Genomic DNA, 11,792 nt, shown 5'->3' on the forward strand with positions numbered 1-11,792 from the left:
CGCCGCGAGCTTATTCGCCATGAGCGCCACTTCATCCTTTCCCGCGCCGGCACACGTGCTGGTCGTCGACGACGAGCCCGACCTTCGCACGCTCTATGAACTGACCTTGCTGCGCGAAGGCCATCGCGTGCAGGCGGCCGGCACCCTGGCCGAAGCACGCGGACAACTGGATCAGCAGCGCTTCGACATCATCATCACCGATATGCGCCTGCCGGATGGCCTGGGGCTGGAGCTGCTGCGCGAAATCACTGCGGCGCGGCGGCAGGAGCGCAGCATCATGATCACCGCGTATGGATCGGCCGAGAACGCGGTGGAAGCGCTGAAGGCCGGCGCTTTCGACTATCTGACCAAACCGGTGGATCTCAAGCAGTTCCGCGCCGTGGTGGCCTCGGCGCTGCAACCGCCCAGCGCCGCGCCAACCGCCCCCGCTGTGCCCCTGAACCTGCCCATCCATACGCCCGCCCAGTCGAATGCAGCCTCGGTCCCCCCAGCCAGCGACACCGCCGGCACCGCGCTGGCGCGATTGGTCGGCGAGTCCGCCGCCATGCGCGGCGTCAAGCAGCGCATCGCCAAGGTCGCCACCAGCATGGCCCCGGTGTTGGTACAGGGCGAATCCGGCACGGGCAAGGAACTGGTGGCCGTGGCCATCCACGCCTGCAGCCATCGCGGCACGGGGCCGTTCGTCCCGGTCAACTGCGGTGCCATTCCCGAGAGTCTTCTGGAAGCCGAATTCTTCGGTGCCCGCAAGGGCTCCTATACCGGCTCGGTGCAAGACCGCGAAGGTTTTTTCAGGCCGCGCGCGGCGGCACGCTGTTCCTGGATGAAATCGGCGACCTGCCGATGGCCATGCAAGCCAAATTGCTGCGAGCCATTCAGGAGCGGCGCATCCGTCCGCTTGGCGAAACACAGGAAGAACCGGTGGATGTGCGTATCGTGAGCGCCACCCACAAGGATCTGGCGGCGGAAGTGCAGGCTGGCCGCTTCAGGCAGGACTTGTTCTACCGCCTCAACGTGATCGAGATCCTCGTGCCGCCGCTGCGCGAGCGCCGCGAAGACCTGCCCTCGCTGTGCCAGGCCTTGCTCGCGCGCATCGCCGCTGATTCAGGCATTCCGGCTCCCCCAGTCTCACAGCGTCTGCTGCAGGAAGTGAATGAAGCGCCGCTGCGCGGCAATGTACGCGAACTCGAGAACTTGTTGCACCGCGCGCTCGCGCTGGGTGATGGCAGCGAATCCGGTCTCGACGATCTGTTGGCGGCGCCCCCGAGGATGGCCCCGCCACCGGCCGAGCCCGCTGCATTCGCGGCCTCCGTAGACCCCGGCCCCAGCGCATGCCCCATCCCCAACGATCTACAAGCCTGGCTCGACGGCCAGGAAAAGGACATGCTCGTGCGCGCGCTCGACGAAACCGGCTTCAACCGCACGGCCGCGGCCACGCGCCTGGGGCTCAATCTGCGCCAGATACGCTACCGGATGGCGCGCCTGGGCATCACGGCGCCAGGCGGCAGCGACGCCGGCGACGACAATGACCCTGGAAACGGCAGTTGAGCACACCTGAAGCCTCTTCCGCGTTATGGGATGCGGGCTGGTACCGGCACGCGCGCCTTCTGCGCTCGCCCAATTTCGGCCCTCGCCCCGCGGGCATGGATATCAGCCTGATCGTCGTGCATTCCATCAGCCTGCCCCCGGGCAATTCGGAGGAGAGAACGTACAAGCGCTCTTCACCAACACCCTCGACTGGAGCGCACACCCTTACTTCGAGCTCATTCGCGGTATCGAGGTATCGGCTCATTTCTATATACGCAGGGATGGCGCCCTGTGGCAGTTCGTCAGCTGCGACGACCGCGCCTGGCATGCCGGCGCCTCAAGCCACGGTGGCCGCCTGAACTGCAATGATTTTTCCATTGGGATCGAACTGGAAGGCCTTGAGGGTGGCGCGTTCGAGCCGATGCAGTATGAAACCCTGGCCAGCCTCAGCGCGGCCGTCGCCGGCCAGTATCCGATCAATGCCATCGCCGGCCATGAGCATGTAGCCCCCGGCCGCAAGCAGGATCCAGGTCCGGGGTTTGATTGGCCATTGCTGCAGCGCACATTGGGCTGGCCGGCTGAGCAGTTTCCTGTGCGCTGAGAAGCCGGGCGCGGGGAGTAGCAGCGGTCAAGAGGTGGCGCGGTGAAAGCCCCTCCCTAACCCTCCCCCAACGGGGGAGGGAACAAGACCACCGAGCGTAGCGAGGTCTGTTGATTCGCGGGCCGAGCGCAGCGATGGCCCGAGCCGGGCCCCCACCCCTCTGCCCGCGCTGAGAAGCGCAGGGCAAGGGGCGGGCAAGGGCACTGCAAGATGCCCTTGCTTCGTGCTCTAGCTTGCTGCAGCTGTTTGAGCGGCGTGAACGTAGTGAACATAGCGAGTTCTGCAGCACCGCCCCTTGACCGAGCATCGCAGGCTGCCCGGAGCGCAGCGCAGGGACGCGGGCAGTGGGGTCGCCTTTCTTTGGCCTACGTTTCTTTGGCGACGCAAAGAAAGGTAGGTGCACTGCCGGGGGCAATCCCGGCCTCCGACCTCAGATCAAATAGCTGAAGGTCATCAGGGAGCAGAAGGCCGTTCTGATCGACCTCCAGTGAAAGCCCTCACCCCAACCCTCTCCCAGAGGGAGAGGGAGAAGAAGAGAGAGAGAAGAAGAAAGATTCAAAAGAAAAACGTATCAAATTTTCTCTAACGCTCTTTTTCACGCCTCTTAGTAGATACACTACAGATAGTGGCTTGAACTCAAAGCCGACACTATATATAGTGTGTATTTGAACCCCGCGTTGAACACCCAAAAAGCGCCCACCCAAGCAGTGGCCGCCTCGAACTCATCTGCACCACAACGCCACAACAACGCTTTACCGAGAGGATCTCATGCAAACAGCCCATGGCACCGCGCCCGCCCATTCCCCCCGCCTCCAAGCAGCAGAAGACCACTCCTCCAGCGCCCCGAACGCTGGGAAAGCACTCACCAGCTACCAGATCATGCGGCGCAATGGCGCCGTTGTCGCTTTTGAGCCCAGCAAAATTGCCGTGGCCATGATGAAGGCCTTCCTGGCTGTCCATGGCACGCAAGGCGCGGCCTCCGCCAGCGTGCGCGAGGTCGTCGACGGCCTCACGCAAACCGTGGTGCGGGCCCTGATGCGCTCGCGTCCGGGCGGCGGCACCTTTCATATTGAAGACGTTCAGGACCAGGTCGAGCTCGGCCTCATGCGCGGCGGCCACCATGAAGTCGCCCGCGCCTACGTGCTCTACCGTGAGCGCCGCACGCAGGAGCGCGCGCAGCACAAGGCCGAAGAAGCCGCCATCCAGGCGCCTGTGCTCCACGTCATCGACAAGGGCGAGCGCGTCGCGCTCGACATGCAGGCACTGAAAGTGCTCGTCGACCAGGCCTGCGCCAACCTCGGCACTGAAGTCCAGGGCGCCCCCATCCTCACGGAAACCCTGCGCAACCTGTATGACGGCGTGCCCGTGGAAGAAGTCTACAAGGCCGCCATCCTGGCCGCCCGCACGCTGATCGAGAAAGAGCCCGACTACACCTACGTCACCGCCCGCCTGCTGCTGCACACCATCGCCAAGGAAATCCTGGGCGAAACCGTGAGCCTCACGCAACTGGCCGAGCGCTACGCCGACTACTTTCCGCAGTTCATCAAGAAGGGCATCGAAGGCGGCCTGCTGGACGAGCGCCTGCAGCAGTTCGATCTGGCCCGCCTGGGCGCGGCCCTCAAGCCCGAGCGCGACCTGAAGTTCGACTACCTGGGTCTGCAAACGCTCTATGACCGCTACTTCCTGCACCTGCGCAAGATCCGCATCGAGCTGCCCCAGGCCTTCTTCATGCGAGTGGCCATGGGCCTGTCGCTGAACGAGATCGACCGCGAAGCGCGCGCTATCGAGTTCTACGAAATCCTGTCCTCGTTCGACTTCATGAGCAGCACCCCCACGCTGTTCAACAGCGGCACGCTGCGCTCGCAGCTCTCCTCGTGCTACCTGACCACGGTGCCTGACGATCTCGACGGCATCTACGAATCCATCAAGGAAAACGCGCTGCTCTCCAAATTCGCTGGCGGACTGGGCAACGACTGGACGCGCGTGCGCGCCCTCGGCAGCCACATCAAAGGCACCAACGGCGAATCGCAGGGCGTGGTTCCGTTCCTGAAAGTGGTCAACGACACCGCCGTGGCCGTCAACCAGGGCGGCAAGCGCAAAGGCGCCGTCTGCACCTACCTGGAAACCTGGCACCTCGACATCGAGGAATTCCTGGAGCTGCGCAAGAACACCGGCGATGACCGCCGCCGCACCCACGACATGAACACCGCTAACTGGATTCCGGACCTGTTCATGCGGCGCGTCATGGAAAAAGGCGAGTGGACGCTGTTCTCCCCCGCCGACGTGCCCGACCTGCACGACAAATTCGGCGCCGACTTCGAGCAGGCCTATACCGCCTACGAGGAGCGCGCGCGGCGCGGCGAGATCAAACCCAGCAAGGCGCTGCCGGCCGTTGATCTGTGGCGCAAGATGCTCTCGATGCTGTTCGAGACCGGCCACCCCTGGATCACCTTCAAGGACGCCTGCAACGTGCGCAGCCCGCAGCAGCACGCCGGTGTCGTGCACTCCAGCAACCTCTGCACAGAGATCACGCTCAACACCAGCGACACCGAGACCGCCGTCTGCAATCTGGGCTCGGTCAACCTCCTGCAACACCTGAAAGATGGCGGCATCGATCACGCCAAGCTCCAGCGCACCGTGACCACGGCCATGCGCATGCTCGACAACGTGATCGACATCAACTACTACGCCGTCAAGAAAGCGCGCGACTCCAACATGCGCCACCGCCCCGTCGGCCTCGGCATCATGGGCTTCCAGGATGCGCTGTATGAACTGCGCATCGCCTACGGTTCGCCCGAAGCGGTGGCCTTCGCAGACCAATCCATGGAAGCCGTGTGCTACCAGGCCTACTGGGCCTCCACCGAGCTCGCGGCCGAGCGCGGACGCTACTCCAGCTACCACGGCTCGCTGTGGGACAAAGGCATCCTGCCCCCCGACACGCTCGATCTGCTGGCTCAGGCCCGCGGCGGGTATGTCGAAGTCGATCGCTCCTCCACCCTCGATTGGGATGCGCTTCGCCGCAAGATCGCGCAAGACGGCATGCGCAACTCCAACTGCGTCGCTATCGCACCCACGGCCACCATCTCCAACATCGTCGGCGTCGATGCCTCCATCGAGCCGTGCTTCGGCAACCTCTCGGTCAAGAGCAACCTCTCCGGCGAGTTCACCGTCATCAACCATTACCTGGTCAAGGACTTGAAGCGCCTGGGCCTGTGGGACGACGTGATGGTGATGGATCTCAAGCACTTCGATGGTTCGCTCGCGCCCATCGACCGTGTGCCGCAGGAGATCAAGGCGCTCTACGCCACTGCATTCGAAGTCGAGCCGCAATGGCTGGTGGAAGCCGCATCACGGCGCCAGAAGTGGATCGATCAGGCGCAGAGCCTGAACATCTACATGGCAGGCGCCTCCGGCAAGAAGCTGGACGAAACCTACAAGCTGGCTTGGCTGCGCGGTCTCAAGACCACCTACTACCTGCGCACCACCAGCGCCACGCACGCTGAGAAATCCACCGTGCAATCAGGCCGCCTCAACGCGGTCTCCTCCGGCAGCGCCGCCCCCTCCAGCAGCGCCAAACCACAAGCAGCACCTGCTGCTCAAACACCGCAAGCGACGGAGATCGAGACACCTGCCACAGACATCAAGTTCTGCGCGATCGACGATCCAGGTTGCGAAGCCTGCCAGTGAAAAATCTACGTGGCGATGCCACATAACAACAGAAAACGGGTAGCAACAGGCACGAAGACTTTTCAATTCGTGTTGTTGCTCCCATAATTGAAGCATTGGAAATTTCTATGTTGACCTGGGACGAAGAAGCACGGCCTGCGCTGCAACCCGCAGTGCAGTCTCTTACGCCAACACCAAGCCACGAACGCGGTGCTGGTGATCGCCTTTCTGCCTCCGCTCCTTTCTCTTCCGCTGCGTCTTCCACTTCGGCGGCAGCCCCCACTACCTCCACCCACACATCAGGCGCACGCCGCGTCAACGCGGCGGACAAGCGCATCATCAACGGCCAGACTGACGTCAACCAGCTCGTGCCGTTCAAGTACAAGTGGGCTTGGGAAAAGTATCTCGCCACCTGCGCCAATCACTGGATGCCGCAGGAGGTCAACATGAACCGCGACATCGCCCTCTGGAAAGATCCGAACGGATTGACCGAGGACGAGCGCCGCATCATCAAGCGCAACCTGGGCTTCTTCGTCACCGCCGACTCGCTGGCCGCCAACAACATCGTGCTGGGCACCTATCGCCACATCACGGCGCCCGAGTGCCGCCAGTTCCTGCTGCGCCAGGCGTTCGAGGAAGCGATCCACACGCACGCCTACCAGTACATCGTCGAATCCCTCGGCCTCGACGAATCGGAAATCTTCAACGCCTACCATGAGGTCTCCTCGATCCGCGAGAAGGACGAGTTCCTGATCCCGTTCATCGACGCCATCATGGATCCGCAGTTTGAAACCGGCACACCCGAGGCCGATCAAACCCTGCTGAAGAGCCTGATCGTCTTCGCGTGCCTGATGGAAGGCCTGTTCTTCTATGTCGGCTTCACGCAGATCCTGGCCATGGGCCGACAGAACAAGATGACCGGTGCCGCCGAGCAGTACCAATACATCCTGCGCGACGAATCGATGCACTGCAATTTCGGTATCGATCTGATCAACCAGATCAAGCTGGAAAACCCAGGCCTCTGGACGCCTGAGTTCAAAGCCGAGATCAAAGGCCTGTTCGACAAGGCCGTCCAACTCGAGTACCGGTATGCCGAAGACACCATGCCGCGCGGCGTGCTGGGTCTCAACGCATCCATGTTCAAGGGCTATCTGCGCTATATCGCCAACCGGCGCGCCACGCAGATCGGCCTCGACCCGCTCTTCCCGAACGAGGAAAACCCGTTCCCATGGATGAGCGAAATGATCGATCTGAAAAAAGAGCGCAACTTCTTCGAAACCCGGGTGATCGAGTATCAGTCGGGCGGCGCTCTTTCCTGGGACTGAAGGAAAACAGCCTCATTTCATGTGCGTTCACGTGGTCACTTTTTCGCAGCCTCTCATCTCCGCCGCCAGCGGTGGGGATGGCGCTGCACCCGTGTTCATGGCGCTGAAGCCCCTGCTTCAGCGCCATGAATCGCTTCGTGCGCTCAACAGGCACGAAGTGTTCCCTGTTGATAGTTCAACTTGATCAAGGAGAAAAACATGGCAACTGCGAAGAAAGCGGCCGCAAAGAAGGCCCCAGCGAAGAAAGCCGCACCGGCTAAGAAGGCCGCACCGGCCAAGAAAGCCGCACCGGCGAAAAAGGCAGCTCCCGCCAAGAAGGCCGTAGCGAAGAAAGCCGCACCAGCGAAGAAGGCAGCGCCTGCGAAGAAAGCGGCCCCAGCGAAGAAAGCTGCTCCGGCTAAGAAAGCCGCTCCGGCCAAGAAAGCCGCTCCGGCGAAGAAGGCCGCACCGGCTAAGAAAGCCGCTCCAGCCAAGAAGGCAGCACCCGCCAAAAAAGCAGCACCCGCTAAAAAAGCGGCTGCTAAAAAGGCCCCGGTGAAGAAAGCCGCTGCGAAGAAAGCAGCGCCTGCCAAGAAAGCGGCTCCGGCGAAGAAAGCTGCAGCCAAGAAAGCGCCTGCTGCCAAGAAAGCTGCCCCTGCGAAAAAAGCGGCAGCTAAAAAGGCTCCTGCCAAGAAGCCTGCCCCTGCGGCTCAGACGACCCTGAACCCTCAAGCAGCTTGGCCGTTCCCCACGGCCAGCAAGCCCTGAGGTTGACTTCATCAGCCCTCACAGGCTGATGAACGAAAGCCCGGCACTACGTGCCGGGCTTTTTTGTTTCGGTACGTCAGGTGTTCAGGATGTGACCACGCCGTCCAGGTTGTAATTCTGCGGCCCCCGCGACGCGATCTTCAACGCGCCCACCTGATTGCCCAGGGCCGCGCACTTGAGCAGCGGCCAGCCTTGCTCCAGGCCATACAGCAGCGCACCGCGCCAGGCATCGCCACAACCGGTCGGATCAACTATCTCAGCGGCCTTCACGGCAGGCACATGGGTCTTCTGCCCGTCTTCCCAGAGCTCGCATCCTTCGCCACCCAAGGTCACGATCAAGCCCCGCACACGGCGCGAAAGCTCCGCCAAATCGACACCCATGCGGTCGCACAGCATCTTGCCTTCGTAATCATTGACGGTGACCCAAGTGGCCAATTCGACAAAGTGCGCCAGATCTCGCCCGTCGAACATCGGCAAACCTTGACCCGGATCGAAGACGAATGGAATGCCTGCGGCATGGAATTCCTCCGCGTGCTGCAGCATGGCGTCGCGCCCATCGGGCGAAATGATGCCCAGGCGAATATCCTCACGCGGTGCGATGTGCGTGATATGGGCCTGCATCATCGCGCCTGGATGGAAGGCGGTGATCTGGTTGTTGTCCTGATCGGTCATGATCATCGCTTGCGCGGTGTAGGTGTCCTCCACTTCCCGCACGAACTCCGTCGAAATACCCAGCGTGCGCAGGCGCTCCATATAACTTGCACCGTCATTGCCGACCGTGGCCTTGGGCAGCGGCGTTCCGCCGAGCAGGCGCATCGCGTAGGCGATGTTGCCGGCGCACCCACCAAAATCACGGCGCAGCGTCGGCACCAGAAATGACACGTTCAGGATGTGCAACTGCTCAGGCAGGATCTGGGCCGCAAAACGCCCCTCGAAGCTCATGATGGTGTCGAATGCGAGCGAACCGCAGATCAGGGTAGCCATGGAATGGGGCAGGTCCTATTGAAAAGAAGGCTGAAAGAAGGCTGAAAGAGGGCTTCAGAACGTGTTCACGTTCTTAGGGATAAAAAGCGACGAGCCTATAGCCGACGATCGCCGTAGGGTCGGCGACATCCACACTGAGTGCGCTGGTGCCGTTGAATTCACCTTGCGCCGCCAGGGTGGCTGGAGCAGACAGATCCTGCACCTTTAGAACACGGCGCAGCAGCGCCTGATCCTGCGCATCGGTCAACGTCAGCTCCAGCGCGGGCGTGGCCACGGGCAAACTCCCTTTGTTGCGCAAACCAAAGCCGAGTTGAAACGAGTTGGGCGACATACGTTGAAAACTGGAGCCATCGATCACGATGGCATTCAGATCGCGATAAGGCGCAATGGCGCATCCCGCCGGTCGGCAAAGCAGCTCCAGCATGGGCGTCAGGCGCGGCTCGCGCGCGGCCAACCAGTCACGCTGTTGAACCATCCATTGCCACCCCAACCCCAATGCCACCAGCACCACGGCCAGCCCAATAGCCGAACGGACGCCACGCGAACGCCAGAAGGCATTACGCTGGGCTTGCCGCACGAAGGACGGCACCTCCTCCGCCGGCTCAAGGGTCTCATCTTCTGCCGACGCGTCTTGGGCGATGGCATCGAGCCACGATTCCGAATCCGACGGTGCCGTATTCTTTTTCTCGGCTGGCGCGGCCTCCTTGCGAGGCCGCCCTGGGGCAAAACGGGCGTACCCGCTTTCATCTGGAGGAGCAGCTTCCTGCTCCGGCCCCGACACAGGTTCTTCCACGCTGGCCGGACGCGCGAACAGCGCATCGGCACGGGGCGGCGTCTGATGGAGCGCCTGATTGAAACCGTTGCTACCGGCGGGTGGCGCAGCAACAGCGGCGCCCACGGACTCATCGGCAAGCTCGGCAACAGGTTCGTCGGCGGATGGCTCAACGGATCCGCTCCTCGGCTCCGCCACTACAGCCACATCAACGACCGGTAACTCCTGATCCGCCACGTTATCGAAGCTTGAAGGGCGGCCACTTTGCTCAGCAGGGTCCTGGGCCACCTCCGAGGGCTCCGACGGCAATATCTGAACGACAGGTATGGAAGCCGACACCGCCGACTCCAACTCCTTGCTTTCAGCGGCCAACAGCATCTGCGCCGCGGCGTCGAACACCTCGGCGCACACGCCGCAACGCACCCAGCCGGCCGAAATGCGCAGCTGATCGGGGACGACCTTGAACATGGTCGCGCAGGCTGGGCAACGCGTGATCAGACTCATAAAGAGAGAGCTGATTCTAAGCTGCCCTTGGGCCTCTCACGCACCCTCTCCCACCAAGGAATCGCTATCTGCGCGCGCAAAAAAAACGAGATGGCGATCCATCTCGTTCATTCTTTGCCTTGAGCGGCCTCAAGAGACCGCTGCGAGAACGATCAGCCCGCGTCGCCGCTCTGCACGCGATAACCATGAGCGATGGCTTCACGGGTTTGCTTGCGCACTTCAGCACGGGTGTACTGGCTCTTGATGTTGCCGGTGAAGACGGTCGCGTTGGTCGCAGGCGGGTTGGCAATGGCTTGCTTGGTCACTTCAGCACGGGTCAGGGTGCTGGCCACCACCGGCTCGTTCAGAAACAGAGGGCCTTCGCCAGACTCAGGCTGGGCTGCGAAAGCGCTGCCAGCGAAAGTGGCTGCCAGCAGAGTAACGAGGGCGATGTTCTTGGCTTGCATGATTTTTCTTCCTTCAATTCAACTTGGTACAGCGACAGGCTGTCTACCGGACAACCTCATATTCGTTGAGTCCGCTTAAATGCATATGGACTCACCGCGGAAATGGGGCTTGACTTTTAAGGGTTTTACCCAAGAGTCTTCTTGCCGATTCCGTGGTATGAATTTTGAGGGTATTGAACTGTTTTAAAAATCACCAAGATGGAACAAGACTATTTCCATTTAGGAAGGAATCTTTTCCAAGGAATCTAATCCACGCTATATGTAACCGAATTTCTCTTGGCCTCTCCTACAAGGGCAGGGAAAACCGAAGGCCAGGCTCAGCGGGCCTTGCCCACCAGCAAAACCCACCCTTCCTGGGTATCGCCCACCTGGAGGTCGATGAAGGGTCTGTAGGCCTCCTGCAATTCAGCCGTCTGCCGCTCCAGCACGCCAGCCAGCACCAGCGAACCGCCGGGTGCGACATGGCTGCATAGCAGGGGCGCCAACACCTTGAGCGGCGTAGCCAAAATGTTGGCCAGCACGACGCCATACGCTCCCTCCGCCTTGTCCGGCAAGCCCGCCATCAGCGTCACGCCGTTGGCCTGGGCGTTGTCAATGGTGGAAGTGACCGCGGCTTCATCAATGTCCACGGCATCCACCGACGACGCGCCGTGCAGGGCGGCACCGATAGCCAAGATACCGGAGCCGCAGCCGTAGTCGAGCACGCGCTGCCCCTCCATGCCCCCGCCCGCCGCCTGAGCCGCGATCCAGCGCAGGCACATCCGGGTCGTCGGGTGAGTGCCCGTGCCGAAAGCCAAACCGGGATCAAGCCGGATCATGCGCACGGCGCCCGCGGGCGGCTCATGCCAGGTGGGCACGATCCAGAATTCGGGCGTGATTTCCACCGGCGCGAACTGCGATTGCGTCAGACGCACCCAGTCTTCATCAGGCACCGCCGCCACAGATTGCACATTGCAGCCACTGAAGAAATCCTGAACGGCCAGCAATGCCGCAGCCTCCTGCGCCGCAGCTTCGGAGACGAACAAAGCCACCACGCGCGAACGCTCCCAGCTATTGGCTGGCGGCGGCAACCCCGGCTCACCGAACAGCGCCTGCTCCGCGTCGGTGTCGGCATCTGCGTCCTCCACCGACACGCTCAGGGCATCGAGCGCCTCCAGCGCCTCGCAAATCGGCTCAACCCGGTCCTCAGGGCAGATCAGTCGCAATTCGAACATCTCAGTCAT

7 protein-coding genes and 2 pseudogenes are annotated in these 11,792 nt (G+C 62.0%); 5 read left to right on the top strand and 4 right to left on the bottom strand.

Annotation, left to right across the window (positions count from 1 at the left end; translation table 11 throughout):
* Positions 1-19 precede the first annotated feature (19 nt).
* From WJU18_RS25580 to WJU18_RS25600, 5 genes and pseudogenes are all read left to right on the top strand, one after another.
* Positions 20-1,545: pseudogene (locus tag WJU18_RS25580) on the top strand (sigma-54-dependent transcriptional regulator).
* Positions 1,542-2,125: pseudogene (gene ampD, locus WJU18_RS25585) on the top strand (1,6-anhydro-N-acetylmuramyl-L-alanine amidase AmpD). The pseudogenes WJU18_RS25580 and ampD overlap by 4 nt, the downstream one beginning before the upstream one ends.
* 768 nt (positions 2,126-2,893) lie before the next feature.
* A complete protein-coding gene (locus WJU18_RS25590) occupies positions 2,894-5,812 on the top strand; it encodes a ribonucleoside-diphosphate reductase subunit alpha (protein ID WP_423456657.1) in 2,919 nt (972 codons plus the stop codon).
* A gap of 107 nt (positions 5,813-5,919) precedes the next feature.
* Positions 5,920-7,116: a ribonucleotide-diphosphate reductase subunit beta gene (locus WJU18_RS25595; protein ID WP_423456659.1), complete on the top strand. Its 1,197-nt coding sequence runs from the start codon at positions 5,920-5,922 to the stop codon at positions 7,114-7,116.
* Between the two features lie 198 nt (positions 7,117-7,314).
* Positions 7,315-7,863, top strand: coding sequence for a histone (locus WJU18_RS25600; protein ID WP_423456660.1), 549 nt, complete (start codon positions 7,315-7,317; stop codon positions 7,861-7,863).
* An 84-nt stretch (positions 7,864-7,947) separates the two neighbouring features.
* Here the strand turns inward: WJU18_RS25600 and WJU18_RS25605 are convergent, their stop codons facing one another.
* The 4 genes from WJU18_RS25605 to prmA all read right to left on the bottom strand — a co-directional run bounded on the left by WJU18_RS25605 (position 7,948) and on the right by prmA (position 11,783).
* On the bottom strand, positions 7,948-8,847 hold the full coding sequence (locus WJU18_RS25605; protein WP_423456662.1) for a carbohydrate kinase family protein: 900 nt from the start codon (positions 8,845-8,847) through the stop codon (positions 7,948-7,950).
* 73 nt (positions 8,848-8,920) lie between these two features.
* Entirely contained in the window at positions 8,921-10,123 is a 1,203-nt protein-coding gene (locus WJU18_RS25610; protein ID WP_423456663.1) for a DUF3426 domain-containing protein, read from the bottom strand.
* Between the two features lie 152 nt (positions 10,124-10,275).
* Entirely contained in the window at positions 10,276-10,569 is a 294-nt protein-coding gene (locus WJU18_RS25615) for a hypothetical protein (protein ID WP_423456665.1), read from the bottom strand.
* 317 nt (positions 10,570-10,886) lie between these two features.
* Positions 10,887-11,783 carry a 50S ribosomal protein L11 methyltransferase gene (gene prmA, locus WJU18_RS25620; protein ID WP_423456667.1) on the bottom strand — a complete coding sequence of 299 codons (897 nt, stop codon included), beginning with the start codon at positions 11,781-11,783 and terminating at the stop codon, positions 10,887-10,889.
* Between the last annotated feature and the right edge of the window lie 9 nt (positions 11,784-11,792).

It is taken from the genome of Ottowia sp. VDI28, assembly GCF_049532675.1.
Lineage (GTDB): Bacteria > Pseudomonadota > Gammaproteobacteria > Burkholderiales > Burkholderiaceae_C > Ottowia.